11 protein-coding genes are annotated in these 20,867 nt (G+C 74.8%); 5 read left to right on the top strand and 6 right to left on the bottom strand.

Going from position 1 to position 20,867, the window contains the following annotated elements; genetic code table 11:
- Nucleotides 1-6: 6 nt before the first annotated feature.
- From ACH4OW_RS17445 to ACH4OW_RS17460, 4 genes are all read right to left on the bottom strand, one after another.
- Nucleotides 7-1,005 carry a 3-oxoacyl-ACP synthase gene (locus tag ACH4OW_RS17445; protein WP_398028597.1) on the bottom strand — a complete coding sequence of 333 codons (999 nt, stop codon included), beginning with the start codon at nucleotides 1,003-1,005 and terminating at the stop codon, nucleotides 7-9.
- A complete protein-coding gene (locus tag ACH4OW_RS17450; RefSeq protein WP_398028599.1) occupies nucleotides 1,002-6,644 on the bottom strand; it encodes a condensation domain-containing protein in 5,643 nt (1,880 codons plus the stop codon). Before ACH4OW_RS17450 ends, ACH4OW_RS17445 begins: the two co-directional genes overlap by 4 nt.
- Nucleotides 6,645-6,684: 40 nt before the next feature.
- Nucleotides 6,685-12,924, bottom strand: a complete 6,240-nt coding sequence (locus ACH4OW_RS17455; protein ID WP_398028601.1) for an amino acid adenylation domain-containing protein — start codon at nucleotides 12,922-12,924, stop codon at nucleotides 6,685-6,687.
- A gap of 157 nt (nucleotides 12,925-13,081) precedes the next feature.
- A complete protein-coding gene (locus ACH4OW_RS17460; RefSeq protein WP_398028603.1) occupies nucleotides 13,082-15,019 on the bottom strand; it encodes a sigma-54-dependent Fis family transcriptional regulator in 1,938 nt (645 codons plus the stop codon).
- Between the two features lie 226 nt (nucleotides 15,020-15,245).
- Here ACH4OW_RS17460 and ACH4OW_RS17465 point away from each other — a divergent pair, with 226 nt between their 5' ends.
- Nucleotides 15,246-15,581 carry a hypothetical protein gene (locus ACH4OW_RS17465; protein WP_360132891.1) on the top strand — a complete coding sequence of 112 codons (336 nt, stop codon included), beginning with the start codon at nucleotides 15,246-15,248 and terminating at the stop codon, nucleotides 15,579-15,581.
- Nucleotides 15,582-15,626: 45 nt separating this feature from the next.
- On the opposite strand, the gene ACH4OW_RS17470 is transcribed toward ACH4OW_RS17465, so the two are convergent.
- Both ACH4OW_RS17470 and ACH4OW_RS17475 read right to left on the bottom strand, forming a co-directional pair.
- On the bottom strand, nucleotides 15,627-15,785 hold the full coding sequence (locus tag ACH4OW_RS17470) for a hypothetical protein (RefSeq protein ID WP_360132894.1): 159 nt from the start codon (nucleotides 15,783-15,785) through the stop codon (nucleotides 15,627-15,629).
- 97 nt (nucleotides 15,786-15,882) lie between these two features.
- Nucleotides 15,883-16,110, bottom strand: a complete 228-nt coding sequence (locus tag ACH4OW_RS17475) for a DUF5133 domain-containing protein (protein ID WP_360132897.1) — start codon at nucleotides 16,108-16,110, stop codon at nucleotides 15,883-15,885.
- A gap of 200 nt (nucleotides 16,111-16,310) precedes the next feature.
- On the opposite strand from ACH4OW_RS17475, the gene ACH4OW_RS17480 reads away from it, so the two are divergent.
- The 4 genes from ACH4OW_RS17480 (at nucleotide 16,311) to ACH4OW_RS17495 (ending at nucleotide 20,837) form a co-directional block, all read left to right on the top strand.
- A complete protein-coding gene (locus tag ACH4OW_RS17480) occupies nucleotides 16,311-17,105 on the top strand; it encodes an SDR family oxidoreductase (RefSeq protein WP_360132900.1) in 795 nt (264 codons plus the stop codon).
- Between the two features lie 50 nt (nucleotides 17,106-17,155).
- Nucleotides 17,156-18,454, top strand: coding sequence for an erythromycin esterase family protein (locus tag ACH4OW_RS17485; protein WP_360132903.1), 1,299 nt, complete (start codon nucleotides 17,156-17,158; stop codon nucleotides 18,452-18,454).
- 114 nt (nucleotides 18,455-18,568) lie between these two features.
- Nucleotides 18,569-19,843: a helix-turn-helix domain-containing protein gene (locus ACH4OW_RS17490; protein WP_398028607.1), complete on the top strand. Its 1,275-nt coding sequence runs from the start codon at nucleotides 18,569-18,571 to the stop codon at nucleotides 19,841-19,843.
- 232 nt (nucleotides 19,844-20,075) lie between these two features.
- A complete protein-coding gene (locus tag ACH4OW_RS17495; RefSeq protein ID WP_360132909.1) occupies nucleotides 20,076-20,837 on the top strand; it encodes a DeoR/GlpR family DNA-binding transcription regulator in 762 nt (253 codons plus the stop codon).
- Nucleotides 20,838-20,867: the final 30 nt, after the last annotated feature.

Below are 20,867 nucleotides of genomic sequence, written 5' to 3' on the forward strand. Positions count from 1 at the left end.
GTCACGCTAGAGACAGACCGCCCCGCCCTCCCCCGTGCCGTGTTCGACGAGCATCGCGCTCCACGCCGCCGCCGGGCTCATGTTGAGGACCACGGCCAGCCCGCCCTCGGGGAGCTGGCCGCGGTCCACGGCGGTGGCGAGGTTGAACAGGGCGTCGTTGGGGCCGAGGTGGCCGTTGTCGCGGAGGTTGTCGGCGCAGGCGTCGGAGAGTTCGACGTCCAGCGACTCGGCGACGATCCGCAGGGCGGCGGTCGACAGGTTCTGCCCCACGTAGCAGGAGACCGCCTCCCTGTCGACGCCGTTGCGCTCCAGCAGCCGGCGGGTCAGCTCCGCGATCCGCTTCCTGGACTCCACCGCGAGCCGGAAGGCGTAAGTGGGGATGTCGGTGCACTCCTCGCGCCACCGGTCAGGTTCCCTGCCGCGGTAGTCGACCCGGAACAGGTCCCAGTACGCGCCGCTGGTCTCCAGCAGGATGTCCCGGACGCGCAGCGGCCCGTCCCTGGACACCAGGACCGCCTGGCCGCTGTCGCCGTTGACGGTCACCGGGTGCCGGTAGCGGCGGGCCGCCACCGGCTTGCTGCCGTGGACGACCAGGACGTCGGCCGCGGACGGGTCGGTGGCCAGCTGCCCGGCGGCGGCCAGCAGGGCGGGCACCACCGAGGCGCACCCCAGGCCGCCGACCGAGAACGCCCAGGCCCGGTCCGCGCCGACGAGTTGCTGCAGCCGGGTCGCCTCCGAGGTGGAGAACGCCTCCGGCGCCCGCGGCTCGATCATGATCAGGCCGGCCAGCCGGTCCGGGGCCAGCCCGGTGGCGGCGAGCACCTGCCGCCCGGCGCGGGCCGCCAGGTCCACCGCGGACAGGCCGGCGCCGACCGCCACCCGCTCGATGCCGAGGCCCAGGCACGCCGCCCGCTCCCCGGCGGGCAGCGCGGCCAGTTCGGGCAGGTCGGCCAGGGCCGTCCGGCCCGGCAGGTGGGTGGCGGTGGCGCGCAGGGCGATGTTCATTCCCCGATCCCCGCTTCCAGCTGCTCGATCTGCTGCTGGCTGAGCGCGACCAGCGGGAAGTCGGAGGGGACGTGCCCGCCCGCGCCCGGCCGGTCCGCGTACGCCGCCAGCCCGGTCGACAACGCCGCCCAGCCCTCGCACAGTTCGCGCAGCGCGCTCTCGTCGATCAGGTGGCGCGAGCACCACAGGGACAGGTGCAGCTCCGGCCCGTCCGGGCCGTGCCGTACCGATCCCGCCGCCTCCAGGGTGTGGGCGAGGGCCGTGTCCTCGGCCGTCTCGCCGCCCAGGCCGAGCAGCCGCCAGCCGTCCGGGGACGCGCCGTTGCGGCCGGGGCCGCCGTCGGCCAGGCCGCCCACGTAGTTGAACCCGATGGACGCGGTGGGCAGCGCGGCCAGCGCGGGGCCGGTGCCGGGGTCGAGGTGGCGCAGGACGCCGTAGCCCAGGCCGTTGCCGGGTACGGCGCCGAGCTGTTCCTTGATCCGCTTGACGAGGCGCCCCGCGGCGGGCCCGCCGGCCCGTATGTCGCCGGTGTCGGCCGGGCCGGGGTCCAGCCGTACCGGATACGCGCAGGTGAACCAGCCGACCGTGCGGGACAGGTCCATGTCCTCGGTGAACGGCTCGCGGCCGTGGCCCTCCACCTCGACCACCACAGGGCCGGGGCCGGTGCCACGCGCCGCCCGCCATTCGGCCACCGCCGCGGCCAGGGTGGCCAGCAGGAGGTCGCCGGTGCCGGAGTAGAAGGCCGCCGGCACCTCCGTCAGCAGCCCGGCGGTCACCGGGGGCGGCAGCGTCGCGGCCACCTGTACGGCGTTCGCCGGGGTGTCGCGGTCCGGGTCGAGGGGCCGCCCGCCGAGCGGCGGCTCGCCGGGGGCGAGGATCTTCTCCCAGACCGGGAGTTCGGCCCGGCACGAGGAGGTGCCGGCGGTCGCCGCCAGGGTCCGTGCCCACTGCCCGAAGGAGGTCGGCACGGGCGGGAGTGCCGCGGGCCGTCCGGCGGCGAGTGCCGTGTACGCCGCTTCGAGGTCGCGCAGCAGCGCCTTCCAGGACAGGACGTCGACCACGAGGTGGTGGACGGCGAACAGCAGCCTGCCCTCCTCGGCCGTGCCCCGGTCCAGCAGGACGAGCTGGGCGGTGACGCCGGCGCGGGGGTCGAGCCGCCCGGCCGCCGCCCGGCTCTCCCGCTCCGCGAGGCCGGCCAGCTCCCGGTCGTCCAGCCCCGCCGCGTCCACCCGGCGGACCTCGGCGCCCGTACCGTCCGGCGCGGCCTCCGGCAGCGTCAGCGACCAGGTGGCCGGATCGGTGCCCGCGTCACCCGAGAGCCGGGCCCTGAGCATGTCGTGCCGGTCCAGTACCGCCTGGTAGGCGGCCGTCAGCGTGGGGTGGTCCAGCCCTGCCGGCACGGCCAGGGCCGCCGACTGGGTGAACCGGCCCGGCATGCCCGAGCGTTCGGCGAACTCCCGCATCACCGGGGTGAGCGGGATCCGGCGGTCCGTCCCGGTGTCGGCGGCCGGTGGCTGCGGCACGGACCGGGCGCCGGCCGCCGCCGCGATCGCCGCGGCCGTCCGGTGCTCGAAGACGTCGCGCTGCGAGATCGGCACGCCGGCCCTGCGGGCGCGGGCCACCAGCTGGATCGACATGACCGAGTCCCCGCCGACGGTGAAGAAGTCGTCGTCGGCGCCGACCGTGTCCGTGCCGGTCAGCTCGGCGAACAGCTCGCGCAGGATCGTCAGCGCGTCGGGGTCCGCCGCCGGGGCGGCGTCCTGCGCGTCGGGCGTTCCCACGGCGGCAGGAGCGGGCGCCTCCTTCTCCGGGCGTGCCGCTTGCCCACCGGAGGCGTCGAGTTCCCCGATCGTGCTGCCCGGCGCGGCCATCGCCGCCGCGACCAGGGCGGGGAACCACCGTACGAGACGGTCGGCGGTGGCGCGGCCGAACAGGGCGGTCGCGTAGTCGAGTTCGCCGGTCATCGGCCCGTCCCCGGCGTCCACGACGGCGAAGGACAGGTCGAACTTCGCGGTGCCGGGCACCACGCCGCCGACGTCGGTGTCGGCGTAGCGGGAGATCCGGACACCGGCCAGGCCGCCTTCGTACTGCGGCACGTTCTGGTAGGTGTACGTCACGTCGTACAGCGGGTGCCGGGCCAGGTCGCGCCGGGCGCCGCTCGCCGAGACGATCCGGCTGACCGGGATCTCCTCGTGGTCCAGGACGCCCGCGACGGTGCGGGCACACCGGCGGACCAGCGCGTCGAAGGACAGGTCGGGCGTGGTGGCGGTGCGGAACGGCGGGAGGTTGTTGAAGTAGCCGACGAGGTCCTGGACGTCGGGGTGCACCCGCCCTGACGTGGCGACGCCGATGACGATGTCGCGGTGCCCCGACCACAGGTGGACCAGCGCGTCGAGGGCGGCAAGCATGGTGACGAAGGTCGTGACGCCGTGCCGGCGGCTGTAGCGGCGTACCTGTTCCGCGGTGGCGGCGGCGATGAGGAAGGGGAGCACTTCGCCCTCGTACGACTGGACTTCCGGGCGGGGGTGGTCCAGCGGCAGTTCCCTGCGGTCCAGCCCGTCGAGTTCCGCGCGCCAGAATTCCAGGCTGCGCTGCCACCGCCGGCCGGCCGGCAGGGTGCGCTGCCAGGCCGCGTAGTCCTGGTACTGGACGGGCAGTTGGGGCAGCCTGGCCTCGGTGCCGGTGCTCCGCGCCCGGTAGAACTCGGCGAGGTCGCGGGCGAACAGCGCGGTGGAGCCGCCGTCGAAGACGGTGTGGTGATAGGTGAGGACCAGGATGTGGTCCGCTTCGGCCCGCTTGATCAGGAGCACCCGCAGCAGGGTGTCGCACGTGAGGTCGAAGGGCTGGGCGACCGCGTCCCCGATGAGGGTGCGGATGCGGTGGCCGCGCTGCTCCTCGGGGATCCGGCTGACGTCCATGACCGCCATGAGCGGTTCGGGGGCGGTGAACGCCACGTACGGTGCGCTGTCGTCGTCGGTCAGGAAGACGCTGCGCAGCACCTCGTGCCGCCCCGCCATGTCGGCCAGCGCTTCCTGGAGGGCGGCCGGGTCCAGCGGCCCTGTCAGGTGCAGTTGCGCGGGGACGTTGTAGAGGGGGCTGCCCGGGTTGACCTGGTCGAGGTACCACAGGGGTTCCTGGCCGAACGAGAGCGGCAGCCGGATGTCGCGCCCGGCCGGCGGGATCGGCCGGTCCGCGGGATCGGTGGCGGCTTTCTCCGCCTCCCTCGCCTGCCCCGCCTCCTCGGTGAGGGCGTGCAGCCGTCCGGCGAGGGCGCGGACCGTGGAGTGGGCGTAGAGGTCGGCGAAGGTGACCTCCACGCCGAAGTCCTGGTGGAGGCGGCGGAGCAGGCCGACGCCCACGAGCGAGGTGCCGCCGAGCATGAAGTAGTCGGAGTCGGGGCCGGTGCCGGGCTGGTCGAGCAGGTCCGTCCACACCTCGGCGACGCGCCGTTCGATCTCCGCGGGGCCGGGCGCCGCGGTGACCGGTGCGGCGGGGGCGGTGGCGGGCCGTCCGGTACGGGGGCGGCCGAAGCTGCACCGGGTGGGCTCGAAGGGGTACGTCGGTGCCTCGATGCGCCGGATCCCGGCGCCGCGGTAGCGGCGTTCCCAGTCGAGGGTGGCGCCGAGCGCGTACAGCCGGGCGATGCCTTCCAGGACACCGCTCCTGGACCCGTCCCCCGCCAGGTCCACCACGGGCCGTTCGGGGGCCGCCGCGCCGATCTCGCGCGTGAGGACGCCGCCCGCGGCGAGTTCAGCGAACAGGGCGCCGTCGCGGGCGAGCCCGGCCACCACCGTCTCCAGCCGCGCCCGGTCGGGTACCGGGTCCGGCTGCTGCCGGACCGCCTCGGCGACGGCGTCGGCGAGCGTGAGCTTGCCCCGTACGGCGCGGACGGCCAGGTTGCCCGCCCCGGAGCCGATCAGGGCGACGTCCGTCAGCCCCAACGCCTCGGCCACGCGGTGGAGGGCGTACTGCCGTACGACGGTCCGGCCGGCCCGGTCCGGGGTCGCGGCGTCCAGTTCCGCACACTCGGCGGGCACGGGGAGCTGCGCGCACAGCCGCGCCCACGCCGCGTCGTCCAGGAGCGCGTCCCCGGAGAAGAGCAGGACCGGCCGCGGCGCGTCGGGCGCCGGGGCCTCGGGGACGGCCGCCGTCCGCAGCCGCGCGGCCAGTTCACCGGTCGTCCCGGCGGTCACCGCGAGCCGGTACGGGTGGTCGTCGCGGCCCCGGTTCAGCACGTGCGCGACGGCTCGCAGGGGCTGGTCGGTGTGCTCGGCGAAGTCGGCCAGCCGGGTGCGGTAGCGGTCCAGGGCGCCGGCCGACCTGGCCGACACCGTGACCAGTTCCGCGTCCGGCGCGGCGGTCTCCGGCGCGGGGGCGTCGGGGGCCTGTTCCAGTACGGCGTGCACATTGGTGCCGGTCATGCCCCAGCTGCTCAGCCCGGCGCGCCGCCGGGAGGGCGCGTCCGGCTCCCAGGAGCGCGGCGTGTCGTTCACGTACACCGGCCCGTCGAAGTCGATCAGCGGGTTGGGGGAGGTGAAGTTGACGGCCGGGTAGTGGGTGCCGTAGCGGAGCGCCGCCATGACCTTGAACAGGCCGGCGATGCCGGCCGCGTTGCCGAGGTGCCCGATGTTCGCCTTGACCGAGCCGATGGCGCACTGCGGCCCGGCCACGCCCGCGCCGGCGAACGCCCGGCGCAGCGCGTCCACCTCGACGACGTCGCCGAGCGGCGTGCCCGAGCCGTGGCACTCGACGTAGCCGATCGTCTCGGCCGCGACTCCGCCGTCCCGCCAGGCCGCGGCCAGTACGTCCGCCTGGGCCGCCTGGCTCGGCGCCGCCATGCTGGCCGCGCGGTAGCCGTTGTGGTTGACGGCGACGCCTTTCAGCACGGCCAGCACGTGGTCGCCGTCGGCGACCGCTTCGGACAGCGGCTTCAGCACGACGACGCCGCCGCCCTCCCCCGCGGTCATGCCGTTGGCTTCGGCGTCGAAGGGGCGGCACCGCTCGTCGCTGGACTCCAGTCCCGGCAGCGGCACCCAGTCGGCCCGCCGGACCGGCGGGGGCAGGACGTTGACGCCGCCGACGATCGCCAGCGGCACTTCGCCGTGGCGCAGTTGCCGGACCGCGAGGCTCAGCGCGGTGAGCCCGCTGCTGCACGCGGTGTCGACCACCAGGGCGGGGCCGCGTAGATCGAAGAGGTAGCTGAGGCGGGCGGCGAGCGCGGCCGACGAGGTGCCGAGCATCCGCTCCACGTCCCGGTCGGCCTCCGCCGCCTCGCCGGGCCCGGTGCCCACGGAGGCGAGCAGCACCGAGGCGGCCGAGCCGCGCAGCGCGGCGGGGGCGTATCCGGCGGACTCGATGGCCTGGTGGGTGAGCTGCAACAGCAGCCGCTGGTGCGGATCCAGCAGTTCGGCCTCGCGCCGCGGGATGCCGAAGAGCTCGTGGTCGAAGAGGTCGACGCGGTCCAGGTAGCCCATGGAGACGTACCGTTCGCCGGGGTCGTCGCCGGCCGGCAGCCGTTCGGGGCCCGGCTTGCCGACGCTGTCGCGCCCCGTGCGCAGGTTGTCGTGGAAGGTCTCCAGGGCCGCCGCGTCGGGAAAGATCCCGGCGGCCCCGATGATCGCGACGTCGCCCGTCCTCATCCGTCTTCTCCGATTCCGCCGCTGCCCGGGCCGGCCCGGGCTACAGCTCGTAACTGTGGTCGGCGGTGGCGGTGACCGGCCGGCGCCGGTCGACGGTCTCCGCCATCGCCTCGATGGTCGAGTGTTCGAAGAACAGGGCGACCGGCAGGTCGTGGCCGCAGTACCGGGCGAGTTCGCTGCGTACGGTCATCAGCTTCAGCGAGGTGCCGCCCGCGTCGAAGAACTTCTCGCGCATGCCGAACCCCGCGTGCCCCAGCACCTGGCGCCAGATCCGGTGGACGGCGGCCTCGGTCGCCGTGCGGGGGCCGCGGTCGGCCGGCGGGCGTGCGCGGCCCGGGGCGGGCAGGGCCGCCCGGTCGATCTTGCCGTTCGAGGTCAGCGGCAGCGCCGCGAGGGGCACGATCACGGACGGGACCAGGTGGGCGGGCAGGACCCGGGCCACGTGCTCGCGCAGGAGCCGCGGGTCCGGGGCGCCGTCGCCGTCGTGGCGCCCGCCGGGGACGACGTAGCCGACCAGCTGCCGGTCGCCGGCGCCGTCCTCGCGGGCGGTCACCGCGGCCTGGGCGACCGCCGGGTGCGCGGCGAGCACCGCCTCGACCTCGCCCGGCTCGACCCGGAACCCGCGGACCTTGACCTGGTCGTCGGAGCGGCCCTCGAAGTACAGCCGTCCCCCGGCGGTCCAGCGGGCGCGGTCGCCCGTCCGGTACATCCGCTCCCCCGGGGCGAACGGGCAGGCCACGAACCGTTCCGCGGTCGGTCCCTGTTGATTGGCGTAGCCGCGGGCCAGGCCGGGGCCCGCGATGAACAGCTCGCCCGTCACCCCCACCGGGGCCGGCCGCAGGAAGCCGTCGAGCACGAAGAGCCGGACGTTGGCGACGGGGCGGCCGATCGGCGGCGCCTGGTCGCCCGGTGCGATGTCCGGCTCCACCCGGCCCGTCGTGGTGACCACGCTCGCCTCGGTGGGGCCGTAGGTGTTCCACAGCCGCGTCCGCCCGGCCCACCGGCTCGCCAGGTCCGCGGTCAGCAGCTCGCCGCCCAGGACCAGGTTCCGTACGCCGGGCAGGGCCGCCGGGCCCAGCGCGCTCAGCAGCGAAGGGACCAGGGACACCGCGCTCACGCCGCAGGCCCGGACCATCTCCTCCAGCGCCTTCGGGTCGGCCCGCTCCTCGCTCGTGGCGATCGCCAGGGTGCCGCCGGCGGCCAGCGCGACCGCCACGTCCAGCACCGCCGCGTCGAACCCGAACGACGCGAACTGCAGCCCCACCACGCCCTCGCCCGCGCCCAGCGCCGGCCGCAGCGCCTCGGCCAGGTTCACCACGCCCAGGTGCGGTACCGCCACGCCCTTGGGCCTGCCGGTCGATCCGGACGTGTAGATCACGTACGCCGACTGCTCCGGCACCGGGCGCGCTCGCGGCGGCGCGGCGGACTCGGCGGCCACGGCCTCCGCCGCCCCGTCCAGCGCCACCACGAGCGCCGGGTCACGGGGCAGTCCGGCCGACACCTCCGACGTGCTCAGGACGACGGCCGCGCCGCTGTCGGCGACCATGAAGGCGAGCCGGTCCGCGGGGTACTCGGGGTCCAGCGGGACGAACGCGCCACCGGCCTTCCACACGGCCAGTATTCCGGCGACCATGTCCGTCCCGCGCGGCAGGCACAGCCCCACCCGGCTCTCCGGGCCCACCCCGAGCCCGGTCAGGTGACGCGCCAACCGGTTGGTGCGGGCGTCCAGTTCGGCGTACGACACGGCCTCGGGGCCGCAGCGCAGCGCCACGGCGTCCGGTGTCTGTGCAGCCCGGGCCTGGAACAGGTCCACCAACGTGCCCTCGGGCAGCGGCTGCGCGGTGCCGTTCCACTCGTGCAGCAGCAGGGACCGTTCGGACTCGGCCAGTACGTCGATGTCGCCGAGCCGTACCTCCGGGTCGTCCGCGACCTGGTCCAGCACGCGCACCAGGCGGTCGGCCACGGCGCGTGCCGTGTCCTCGTCGAACAGGTCCGTGGCGTACTCCAGATGGCAGGCGAGGCCCGCCGGGGTGCCGTCGGGGTCGTGCAGCTCCCGTATCAGGAAGGACAGGTCGAACCGCGTCGAGGAGATGCCGAGCGGCTCGTACCCGGTGGTCAGCCCGGGGAAGGAGAAGGCGGCGTCGGGTGTGTTCTGGAAGGCGAACCCGACCTGGAACACCGACTGCCGGGACAGCGAACGGTCGGGGTTGAGCACTTCCACCAGCCGGTCGAACGGCAGGTCCTGGTGGGCGTAGGCGGCCAGGTCGGCTTCGCGGACCCGCCGGAGCAGCCCGGCGAACGTGGGGTTGCCGCTCACGTCCGTACGGAGCACCAGCGTGTTCAGGAAGCAGCCCGCCAGGTCGTCGAGGGCCTCGTCGACGCGGCCGGCGACCGGCGCGCCGAACGGGATGTCGTCGCCCGCGCCCAGCCGGGAGCAGAGCGCGGCGGTCGCCGCCTGCGTCAGCATCGACATGGTCGCGCCGCTGTCCCGGGCGGTCTCCAGCAGCCGCCGGTGCGTGTCGGGCCGGGTACGTGTCGCCAGCATCCGGCCGCGGTGGCTGGCGACCGCCGGGCGCGGGCGGTCGGTGGGCAGGGCGAGTTCGCCCGGCAGGTCCGCGAGGGCCTGCCGCCAGTACGCCAGTTGGCTGCCGAACAGGCTCTCCGGGTCCTCCTCGTCCGCCAGCAGCTCCCGCTGCCAGAGGGTGAAGTCCGCGTACTGGACCGGCAGGGGCGCCCAGTCGGGCGCGCGCCCCTCGGTACGTGCGGTGTACGCGGCCGCCAGGTCCTTGGCCAGGACACCGAGCGTCCAGCCGTCGGCGGTGATGTGGTGCAGCACCACGAGCAGCACGTGTTCGCCGGGCCGGGTCGCGAACAGGGTGGCGCGCCAGGGCGGCGCCGCCTCCAGGTCGAAGCCCCGGCCCGCCTCGGCGGTGAGCGCCCCGGCGAGTTCGTCCTCGCGCACGTCCACCGTCGGCAGCCGTACGGGGGTGCTCGCCAGGACGCGCTGGTAGGGGACGCCGTCCACTTCCCCGTACACCGTCCGCAGCGTCTCGTGCCGCCCGACCGTGTCGCCCCAGGCGGCCGCCAGCGCCGCCGTGTCCAGGTCGCCGCTCAGCCGCAGGCCGAGCTGGATGTTGTTGACGCTGTCCGGCCCCTCCAGCCGGTCGAGGAACCACATCCGCTGCTGCACGGACGACATCGGCAGCGGCGCGGGCCGCTCGGCCGCCCGGACCACCGGCGGGCGGGCCGCGCCGAGCCGGTCCAGCCGCCGGGCCAGCAGCGCCGGGGTCGGGCACTCGAACAGCATCCGGTTGGACACCTCGACGCCCAGCACCGACCGGATACGGCTCGCCAGCCGGGTCGCGAGCAGGGAATCGCCGCCGAGCCGGACGAAGCTGTCGTCGGCGCCGACCCCGGGCGCCTCCAGCACCTGGGCGAACAGCGAGCAGAGGATGTCCTCCTGCGGCGTGAGCTCCTGGCCGCCGGGGGCCGCGGGCGCCGGGCCGGCGGCGGGCAGCGCGGCCCGGTCGACCTTGCCGTTCGGCGTCAGCGGGAGCCGTTCCATGACGACGGTCGCCGCGGGCCGCAGGTACTCCGGCAGGTGCTCGGCGGCGAACCGCCGGACGGCCCCGGCCACGGGCGCCCCCGGGTGCACGGGCACGACGTACGCGACGAGCCGCTTGTGCCCCGGGGTGTCCTCCCGTACGAGCACCGTCGCCTGGGCGAGGTCGGGGCAGCGCGCCAGGACGGCGGCGGTCTCGTCCGGTTCGACGCGGTAGCCGCGGATCTTGACCTGGTCGTCGGTGCGGCCGAGGAACTCCGGTAGCCCGTCGTCGTTCCAGCGCACGAGGTCGCCGGTGCGGTACATGCGTCCGCCGTAGGGGCAGGCGACGAACCGTTCGGCGGTGAGCGCGGGCCTGTTCAGGTAGCCGTGCGCGACACCGGGGCCGGAGATGTAGAGCTCGCCGGGCACGCCGGCGGGCACCGGCCGCAGCAGCTCGTCCAGGACGTACAGGCCGGCACCGGCGCGCGGGCCGCCCAGCGGCAGCGGGTCCGGCGGGGCCGCGCCCGCCGGCAGGACGTGGACGGTCGCGCACATGGTGGTCTCGGTGGGCCCGTACAGGTGGCGGATCTCCACGTCCGGGCAGGCTCGGGCCACCTGCGCCACCGCTTCGGCGGGCACCACGTCGCCGCCGGTCAGCACGTGCCGCAGGCCGGCGAAGCAGTCCGGGGTCTCCTGCGCCAGCACGCGGAACAGGCCGGCCGTCAGGTGTACGGAGGTCAGGCCCGCCCCGGCGACCAGAGACGTCACCAGGTCGGAGTCGGGGACGCCCTCGGGTGCCACGACGACGCGGCCGCCGTTCAGCAGCGGCACCCAGAGCTCCAGCAGGGAGGCGTCGAACGTGTGCGGCGACTGGAAGAGCATCCGGCCGGTGGCACAGCCGCCCCAGCAGGGGTCAGCCGCCAGCGCCGCGACGCCCCCGTGGGTCACCGTCACCCCCTTCGGCACCCCGGTGGAACCCGAGGTGTACATCACGCAGAACGCCGAGTCCGGCGCCACCCGGACCGGTCCGGACTCCGCTTCCGCGGCCGCGCCGGACAGGGCGTCCCGCGCGACGGCCGCGGTCACCTCGAAGACCGGGGCGGCGTTCCTGATCACCAGCTTGGTGCGCTCCGCCGGGCCGCCCGGGTCGACCGGCACGTACGCCGCCCCGGCCTTGACGACTCCCAGCAGCACCGCCGGAAGTTCGAGGGACCGGGCGAGCGTCACCGCCACCCGGTCCCCCTCCCCCACCCCCCGGGACCGCAGGAAGCGGGCGACGGCGTCCGCCCGGTCGCCCAGCTCCCCGTACGTCAGGCCGGTGTCCCCGCGCACGACCGCCGTCCGGTCCCGGAAGCGCTCCACCACCCGCGCGAACACGCCGGTCACCGTCTCCCGTGCCGCGCCGCGCGGGCCCAGGTTCACCCCGGACGTCAGCCGGTCCCGTTCGCCGTCCAGCAGGGCGTCGACGTCCGCCACCCGCAGGGCGGCGCCGGCCGCGAGCTGGCCCAGCACCCGGGCCAGGCGGCCCGCCAGCGCCTCGGCCGCCGACCGGCCGAACAGGTCGGTGCGGTAGGTCAGCCGGAAGTCGCCGGGCTGCGCGTTGAGGACCAGGGGGTAGTGGGCCGCGGCCCGGCCGGTGGACTCGCCGACCCTGGTCCCGTTGCCGAGGTCGGCGGCGGGCAGGCCCAGCGGGTAGCTCTGGTAGACCATCAGCGTGTCGAACAGCGCCGGGGTCCCGGTGAGCCGGTGCAGTTCCGGCAGGCCCAGGTGTTCGTGGGCGAGGAGCGCGGCCTGCTCGTCGAAGAGCCGCCGGAGGAAGTCCGCCACCGGCTCCCGCTCGTCCCAGCGGGCGCGTACCGGCAGGGTGTTGATGAACATTCCGACCATGTTCTCGATGCCCGGGACGTCCGGTGGCCGGCCGGACGTCGTCGCGCCGAACACCACGTCGTCGCGGCCGGTCAGCCGGCCGAGCAGGAGGCCCCACGCGCCGCGCACCAGGGTGCTCACGGTCACGCCGAGGCCGCGCGCCCGCCGCTCCAGCCCGGCGGCCGTCGGCGCGGCGAGGGTGACCGGGACCCCGTCGGGGTCCGTGGGCGTGCGGGCCGGCTCACCCGGCGCGACCAGGGTGGGCCGCGCCTCCGCGAGCGCCTGCCCCCAGGCCGCGGCGGCGGCTTCCCGGTCCCGGTCTCCGAGCCAGGAAACGTAGGTGGAATAAGGCGTCACGGGCGGCAGGGAAACGTCGTCGCCCGCGTGCTTGTACAGCGTCATCCATTCGTCCAGGAGAATGGCGACCGACCAGCCGTCGCAGAGAATGTGGTGCAGCGCCAGCACGATACGGTGCCGGTCCGCCGCCTGCCGGATCACCAGGATTCGCACCAACGGGGCCTCGCCGAGATCGAAGCGGCGCAGCCATTCCCGGTCCAGCACCCGCTGCAGTTCGGCTTCGTCCGCGCCGGTGCGGTCGATTTCCGTCCACGGGATTTCCACCTCGCGCAGCACGAACTGCACGGTCTCCCCGGATTCCAGCGTACGGAAGCCCGCCCGCAGGGGGGCGTGCCGGCGCGTCACCTGCTGGAAAGCGGACCGCAGCAAAGAGAGGTCGACCGGGCCCTCGAAATCCAGAACCGTCTGGCTGCGGTAGACGTCGGTTGCCTGCGGGTCGTAACCCGCGTGGTAGAACATTCCCATTTGCATGGCCGTCAGCGGCCAGACATCTGCTAATTCGGGCTTTCGCATGGGCGCGGCCCCCGCTCCGCTCGGTGCTCGAATAGCACCACGGCACGGCCATGTTATCCGGCACCGCGCCGCGAGCGGGGTCGTCCAACTGTGCAGTTGCTTATGCCGATGCGCCGGGGCACCGGCGCCCGCGCGCCGCCGGTGGCACCCCGCTCGCTCAGCGCGCTCTGGTGGGGGCCACGGTCACGCCGTAGAGCCGGATCTTCCGGTAGATGGTGGCCCGGGAGATGCCGAGTTGCCTGGCCGCCGCGTCGCGGTTGCCCTCGGCGTCGTGCAGCGCCCGTACGATCGCGTCGCGTTCGACGGCTTCCCAGGGCGTGAGCGTACGGCGGCAGGAAGTGTGGCACTCCGGCGCGAGATCGTGCGGCCGCAGGTCGGCCTGCCGGCGGCCGCGCGCCGCCTGTTGGAGCACCCGGCTCAAGTGCCGTACGTTCTCCGGCCAGTCGTAGCGGGTGAGCACCTGCATCGCGGCCGGCGAGCAGGACACGGCGCCGCCGCGTCCGTGCCGGGCCAGCAGCGCGGGAACCAGGTCGCGGATGTCGTCGGGGCGGTAACGCAGCGGCGCCACCGGCACCGTGCACGGGAAGACGGGGCTGTCCAGGGCCGGGAGTGCGGCGCCCGCCGACGCGGTCAGCGGCGGCGGGCCCTGGCCGGTGACCGTGTACAGGCCGGCCACCCACGGGCCGGTGCCGCGGTTGCGGCGCGCGCCGGCGACCAGCGCCTCCAGCCGGGCCATCAGTTCGGGGCCCGCCAGTTCGAGGTGCTGGAGCACCACCGTGCCGTCCTCGTCGCGGAGCGCCTCCTCCAGGCGGGCCAGTACGTGCGGGGCCCGCCGGCCCGCGGACAGGTCGAGGGTCCGCAGCCGGGCCTCGGGCCGTACCCACTGGTGGGCGGCGCGGACCAGCGCCAGTTTGCCGACGCCCGCCTCGCCCACCACCCGCGTCGGCAGCCGCTGCCGGCAGGCGGCGGCGACGTCCCGGCTCGCGGCACGCCAGGACGGGGAGCCGCCGGCCAGCCCCGGCAGGAGCGCGGGCAGCGGCGGCGGGGACGTGCGCGACGCGGTCCGCGGTCCCGGCACCCGGCCGGCCGGGTCCGCGGCGGCCCGGTCCCCCGGCGTCGTCAGGGCGACGAGGCAGGCGATCGGCCGGTCGGCGGGGCCGACCAGCGTGCAGCGTGCCCGTACGTCGAGGCCGCCGGCCAGGCGCAGCGTGGTGTCGAGGCGCTGCCGGCGGTTGCCCGGCGGTGCGGCCAGCAGGTCGGCGGCGAGTGCCCCCAACTGGCGCAGGTCCAGGGGCTCCAGGAGGTGGACCGCGTCGGCGTTGGCCGTGCGCAGCGTGGGGGTCACCATGAGCACCGGGCCGCGGGAGCGCCGGCCGGCGGTGAGGAAGGCGTCGAGGGCCGCGCGTTCGTTGCCGGAGTAGCGGTCGAGCAGCCGTTCCTCGATGTCGGCGGCCGCCTGCCGTACCAGCGCGGCCATCAGCGGTGAGGCGTCCTGCCGCAGGCACGTCAGGTTGACCACGCCTTCCTGCCGGCCGGTGAAGGGGTTGCGGACGGGCACGCCGGCGCACGCGGCGCGCTGCAGCGGTTCGGCGAAGTGCTCGGGGCCGAAGACGGTGCTCAGGCGCCGTTCGGCCAGCGCGGTGCCGATCCCGTTCGTGCCGACGGCGTCCTCGGCGTAGCTGAATCCGGGCGCCAGGTGCACCCGGTCCATCAGGCGGGTGACGGCGGGGTCGCCTCCCCTACGGGTGAGGACGCGGGCCTCGGCGTCGGCGAGGACCACTCCGGCGGTGCAGTCGGCGAGGTTGCGCTCGAAGCGGTCGAGCACCGGCGCCGCCGCGGTCAGGAAGCGGCTGTCCCAGTCGATGTGTTTCTCCACGTGCGGGACGTGCAGCCGGTCGGCGTCGACCGCGTGCAGCCGGCAGCGTTTCCAGGAGGAGAGGATCGGGTCCCTGGTCCGCGGGTGCGGGACGCCGGGTGTGAAGGCGCCTGCCGTGCCGTGCCCCTCCGGCCCGCGCGCCGCCGTCTCCTGGGCACCGCCGAGCATGCGCTCCCGTGCTCGCGTGACCGCCCGTTCTGGGGTCTTCCGGAAATCCATGGTGCAGACATGCCCCGGGCGCCGAACCGCGATCCCCGCGGCCGGGCTTAATCGTTCCTCCGGCGCCGTCCTCCGCGCAGGAGCGGCGAAAGTCCGCCCAGCGCAGGGCAGTTACCGCCGTACCGTCTCAGAGTGAGACATCACGCCCGACGGGGAACATGCTGTAATTCTGAGCGCCGCACACCGACAGAACAGACATTCACCCCACTCCACGCAAGGACCGCCCATGCCGACCAGGCCGCAGGAGCCGACCGTGACGCTGTGCTGGGACGGACGCCGGATCTCCCTCGACCCGGGCCGGCCGCTGGACCAGTACGCGCTCAAGCTCACCGAGACGAACCGGTCCGCGCTGGCCGACCTCTTCGCCGCGCTGGACATACTGGAAAACCTGATCGGCCAGATCCGCGACAACGCGCACGACACCGTGTCCGGCGCCAACGCCTGTCTCGCGCAGTCCCTGCACCACGTGCAGACCAGCCTGGCGACCGTGGAGGCGCTGAACGACCTGACGCGTCATCTGCTGCCCCGGCTCGTACCGCCGCCCGAGAGCGACCGGGGCTGAGAGCCTGCGCCGTGCCCCGGCCGCCCCGCGCGGCGAGCGGCCGGGTCAGTCCCGGCCGGAGCGGAGTTCGCTCCAGTCCAGCAGTTCGTTCGCCTCGCGCTCCGTCTCCTTGGCCAACTGGCGGACCTGAGTCAGCACGTCGCCGTGCTCCTCGATGAGACTGTCGTAGATCGGGGGGCCTGCGGGCAGGCGGGCAGCGGTCATCTCGGGTCAATCCTTGAACGGTTCAGCCGCAGCGTCCCGCCCGTGGCGGGAGCGGATGCGGTAACTACAACGGGTCCGGAACTGCGAGGGCTGTGCTTCAGGCGGACAGGAGGGAGTCCTCCCGTACGCCCGTGCCGGGCAGCCGGTACCTGGCCGCGACCAGTGCCGCATCAACATCCTTCGTTCCGGTGGATATGCACAACGAGTAAGCGAGATCGTCCATCCGCTGGCGCAGCTCAGGACTGCCGTCCTCAGCGCGCAGCACCCGCAAGGTCTCGTACTGCTCGACGAGGTTACCCAACACCACCGGGTGCGCCAACAGCATCTTCTTCCCCTTCCGTCACACCAGAACTTCCGCTGCAAGACAGCAGCTACCCGCCCCACGAGTCCTCATGCGCCTCGCGAAAGAGACGCATCACACGCACCACGCACCCATCGGCTCCCGCGCGCCCCGCACATCGGGCCCGTCGTCCGCGCCATGCTGGCACCGCACACGGCAAGGGGGACAGCGAAGGGAGCTTCCGCATGCACATCGATCTACTGGGCCGCACCGCCGTGGTGACCGGCTCCTCCCAGGGCATCGGCCACGCCATCGCGACCGGCCTCGCACAAGCGGGCGCGAGTGTCGTGCTCACGGGGCGCGACACCGCGAGGCTGGACGACGCGGCCGAGCAGCTGCGGGAGGCGGCGCCCGGCGCCCAGGTTTCCGGCGTCACCGCCGACCTCGCCACCGAGGACGGCGCGGCACGGCTCCTGGCGGCCGTGCCGCACACCGACATCCTCGTGAACAACCTCGGCATCTTCGGCTCGCGCCCCGCGCTCGACATCACGGACGCGGAGTGGCGCACCTACTTCGAGACCAACGTGCTCAGCGCCGTGCGCCTGATCCGGCAGTACCTGCCGGGCATGACGGAGCGCGGCTGGGGACGCGTGCAGAACATCGCCAGCGACTCCGCCGTGGCCGTGCCCGCCGAGATGATCCACTACGGCATGTCCAAGACGTCCCTGCTGGCCGTCTCGCGCGGCTTCGCCAAGGAGGCCGCGGGTACCGGCGTCACCGTCAACTCCGTGATCGCCGGGCCGACGCACACCGGTGGCGTCGAGGACTTCGTATACCAGTTGGTCGACCGCGATCTGCCGTGGGACGCTGCCCAGCGGGAATTCATGCGCGTGCACCGCCCGCAGTCGCTGCTGCAACGCCTCATCGAGCCGGAGGAGATCGCCAACATGGTCGTGTACCTCAGCTCTCCCCAGGCGTCGGCGACCACGGGCGGCGCGCTGCGCGTGGACGGCGGCTACGTGGACGCGATCCTGCCCTGACAGGCCGTCACCCGCTGCTCCGCCCGCCCCACGAGAAACGAGCCTCCGGCATGCCCAGCCACGCCCCCGACCAGCCGAACGACCCCGCGCAGCGGTTCGCCGACCGGCTCCGCGAACGGGCCACCGTCCTCGGCACCGTCGACCCCGAAGCCCCGCTCGACGACCTGGAACCGCTGCGGGCGCTCGTCGGCGACGCCCGCGTCGTCGCCCTCGGCGAGAACTCGCACTTCGTCCGGGAATTCGGGCTGGCCCGCGAACGCGTGCTGCGCTTCCTCGTCCAGCGCTGCGGTTTCACCGCCCTGGCCTTCGAGTTCGGCTTCAGCGAGGGCTTCGCGCTGGATGCCTGGGTCCAGGGCGCCGGCGACGAGGAGGACTTCGCACGGCAGACCGCGGCGGCCATCCCCATCGGGCTCTCCGGGCCGCTGCACTGGCTGCGCCGGTACAACCGCACGGCCACCCTGCCCGTACGGTTCGCCGGCGTCGACGTCCCCGAGGCCGGGGGCTCGCTCCTCCCCGCGCTGGCGCCGGTGGCCGAGTACCTGCGCGAGGTGGACCCGGAGGTCCTGCCGCTGGCCCGGAAGGTACTGGAGACCGCCGAGCGGTTCGCCGGCGCGTCCATGGCGCTGTCCGCGCCCGCCTGGGCGCGGCTCGGCACCGCGGAGCAGGACGCGCTCAGCGCCGGGCTGATGCGCCTGCGCACCCGGCTGCGTTCCCTGGAACCGCTGTACGTCGAGCGCGGCGGCCGGTACGCGTACGACACCGCGCTGCACCGTGTCGAAGCGGCGTGCCACACCGACTACCACTTCCGCGCCATGGCCGAGCTGTACGCGGGCGGCGGCATGGCCGCCGACACCTCGGCCCGCGAGGTGTTCATGGCCGACTCGGTCCGGTGGCTGCTGGACCACGGCGCGCCCGGCACCCGCGTCGTGCTCCCCGCGCACAACGCCCACATCCAGAAGACGCCTGCCTCCTTCGACGGCCGGCTGACCGGGCTGCCCATGGGCCACCACCTGCGCCACACCCTCGGCGACGACTACTTCGCCCTCGGCATGACCAGCGTCGGCGGCCGCACGGCGGAGATGCGGCTCGACGAGAACACCACCTTCGGCTTCCGGGTCGAGGACACCGGGCTCGGCGCACCCGAGCCGGGCAGCGTCGAGGCGGCCTTCGTGGACGCCGGGCTGGGGTCGGACATCGCCCTCGCCGGGCTGCGGGGGTGCGGCCCGGCGGAGGCGGGGCCGGACCGTGTCCGGTTGCACAGCGGCTACCTGCACACTCCCGTCCTCGAAGCCTTCGACGGCATGCTGAGCGTGCCGGCCTCCACCGTGGTCGACGACCTCGGGTTCTGACCGCCGCCTCCGGGGCGCCGGGCCTCCCGCTGTGCAATGCCGGGACAGGGACCGGCGGGGACGGCACAGTGGGAACCGGGACTCTCGCAGGGTTCGTCGGGGAGTGAGGCCGTCATGACGTACCGGCTGGTGATGACCAAGGAAGCGCGGACCCGGCTGGACGGGCTGCGCCGTGCCGACCCCCCGGCGGCCCGGCGCGTCGGGGAGGCGGTCACCGCGCTGCTGGACCAGGGCCTGTGCCTGGGGCTGCCGCTGGTGGTCCCGGTGGGGCCCGCCCTGCGGGCCGGCGAGCCCCGGGAGGCGCTGGACTACTGGTACCAGCGGCAGCTGACGCTGCTGCTGAGGGTACGGCAGGCGGTCGTCGACGTGACGATCTCGCGCAAGAAACTCGACCGGCAGATCAGCGAGTTGGGGCGGCAGGCGCGGCGGCTGGCCGAGCTGGGGGCGCAGTCCGCCGAGGCGGGCCGCAAGGATCTCGCCCAGGAGGCGGACGACCGGCGCTCGGCGGTGAAGCAGCAGCAGGTCCTGCTCGGCGCGTCCTGTGCCGACGTACGCAGGCGGGAGGCCGCCCTCGCCGGGATCAGCCGGCGGGTGCAGGACCAGGTGGACGCCTTCCGTTCCCGCAGGGCGGGTGTCGAAGCGGTCCAGCGTGCCGGGCACGCCCAGCAGGACGCCCACGACGCGATCACCGCTACGGACGCGGCGGCCGGCGAGCGGGAGGCGTTGCGCGCGGACGCGGACGGCGCGGTCGCCGCGGCCCGTGCGGAGGCCGGCGAGCTGGCCGCCGGGGCCGAGCGGCTGGAGCACGAGGTGAGCGGCCCGGTGGGTGCCGGGCCGCCGGCCGCGGAGCTGTACGAGCTGCGGCTCGCCGCGCTGACGGGCCGGGACCTGCGGGTCCTGTTCGCCGTCGAGGGCGGCGCGGGTGACGGGAGCGGCCCGCGCCCGCAGGCCGTGGTGCTCCTCGCCGTGGCCGCCGACCGCACGCAGTGGTGGGAGTGGTACGAGCAGGCCCTGCCCCTCGCCAGGGAGCGCCTGGCCGACCGGGGGCGGCGCGGCCCTGGGCCCGGTGCGGAGGACGAGGTGTTCTGCGCCGACCCCGCTTTCCTGCGCGGCTGGTATCCGGGGGAGGACGAGGAGCGGCGCGGTGGCGCGGCCGTGCTCGTGGCCCGCAACCGGGGGCAGCGGCTGGCGGCGGTGCGCCGCCGCCGGGGGCTGACGCAGGGGCAGTTGGCCAGGCGCATGGGGGTGCCCGCCACCCGTGTGGCGGAGATCGAACGCGCCGAGCCGGGCGCCGTCGAGGTGCGTGCCCTCGCCGCCTATGTCGAGGCCGTCGGCGGACGGCTGGAGATCGTCGCGGATTTCGACACGGAGCGGCTGGTCCTCGGCTGAGGCCCGGTCACATACCGGAGAACGGGCCCGCCCGGTGGGAGAACGGGTGGGCCCGCCGTCGCACGGCCCGTGACAGCGTGGCGGGCGCGGGCAAAAACGGGCGGGTTTCTTGCCGTTACGGGCAGCGGAACGGGCGCCACCTCTTGCTATAAACCTGGTGCCGGGCACAAACGGGCAGGACGATGACCGAACGGATCGCCGTGGAACCGACGGAACCGAGCAGGAGCACGCCGTGAGAGCCGAGGAACGACAGCACCGCATCCTGGTGCTGGCCCGCCAGGCAGGCCGGGTGGACGTCACCGACGTCGCCGGCGAGTTCGGGGTGGCGCGCGAGACCGTCCGGCGCGACCTGAGCGAACTGGAGCGGCGCGGCCTGGTCCGGCGTACGCACGGGGCCGCGTACCCGGTCGAGAGCGCCGGTTTCGAGACCACGCTGGCCCGGCGCGAGACGCAGCAGGTGGCGGAGAAGCGGCGGATCGCGGCGGCCGCCGCGCAGCTCGTCGGCGAGGCCGAGACCGTGTTCGTCGACGAGGGGTACACGCCGGAGCTGCTGGCGATGCTCCTGCCGACCGACCGGCCGCTGACCGTGGTGACCTCCTCGCTGCGCACCGCTTCGCTGGTCTCCGCGTCCGACACGACCACCGTGCTGCTGCTCGGCGGGCGGGTACGGGCCGGGACGCAGGCGGCGGTGGGGTCCTGGGCCCGGGACATGCTCGCCGGGTTCGTCATCGACCTGGCGTTCCTGGGCGCGAACGGGGTGTCGAGGGAACACGGCCTGACCACGCCCGACCCGGCCGTCGCCGACGTGAAGGCGCAGGCGGTGCGGTCGTCGCGGCGGCGGGTGCTGATCGGGGTGCACAGCAAGTTCGGGGCGAGCAGCTTCTGCCGGTTCGCCGCCGTACGCGACCTCGACACCATCGTCACGGACACCGGGCTCTCCGCGCCGGAGGCCCACCGGTACACGCTGCTGGGGCCGCAGGTCCTCCGCGTCTGACCACGACCCGCACAGCGCAGGCCCGTACAC

The organism is Streptomyces sp. NPDC017056 (genome assembly GCF_044332485.1).
Classification (GTDB): Bacteria; Actinomycetota; Actinomycetes; order Streptomycetales; family Streptomycetaceae; genus Streptomyces.

Excerpts from the sequence above, each read along its gene's own strand:
- ACH4OW_RS17445 (WP_398028597.1), bottom strand. The coding sequence starts at position 1,005 with ATGAACATCGCCCTGCGCGCCACCGCCACCCACCTGCCGGGCCGGACG.
- ACH4OW_RS17450 (WP_398028599.1), bottom strand. The coding sequence starts at position 6,644 with ATGAGGACGGGCGACGTCGCGATCATCGGGGCCGCCGGGATCTTTCCC.
- ACH4OW_RS17455 (WP_398028601.1), bottom strand. The coding sequence starts at position 12,924 with ATGCGAAAGCCCGAATTAGCAGATGTCTGGCCGCTGACGGCCATGCAA.
- ACH4OW_RS17460 (WP_398028603.1), bottom strand. The coding sequence starts at position 15,019 with ATGGATTTCCGGAAGACCCCAGAACGGGCGGTCACGCGAGCACGGGAG.
- ACH4OW_RS17465 (WP_360132891.1), top strand. The coding sequence starts at position 15,246 with ATGCCGACCAGGCCGCAGGAGCCGACCGTGACGCTGTGCTGGGACGGA.
- ACH4OW_RS17470 (WP_360132894.1), bottom strand. The coding sequence starts at position 15,785 with ATGACCGCTGCCCGCCTGCCCGCAGGCCCCCCGATCTACGACAGTCTC.
- ACH4OW_RS17475 (WP_360132897.1), bottom strand. The coding sequence starts at position 16,110 with ATGCTGTTGGCGCACCCGGTGGTGTTGGGTAACCTCGTCGAGCAGTAC.
- ACH4OW_RS17480 (WP_360132900.1), top strand. The coding sequence starts at position 16,311 with ATGCACATCGATCTACTGGGCCGCACCGCCGTGGTGACCGGCTCCTCC.
- ACH4OW_RS17485 (WP_360132903.1), top strand. The coding sequence starts at position 17,156 with ATGCCCAGCCACGCCCCCGACCAGCCGAACGACCCCGCGCAGCGGTTC.
- ACH4OW_RS17490 (WP_398028607.1), top strand. The coding sequence starts at position 18,569 with ATGACGTACCGGCTGGTGATGACCAAGGAAGCGCGGACCCGGCTGGAC.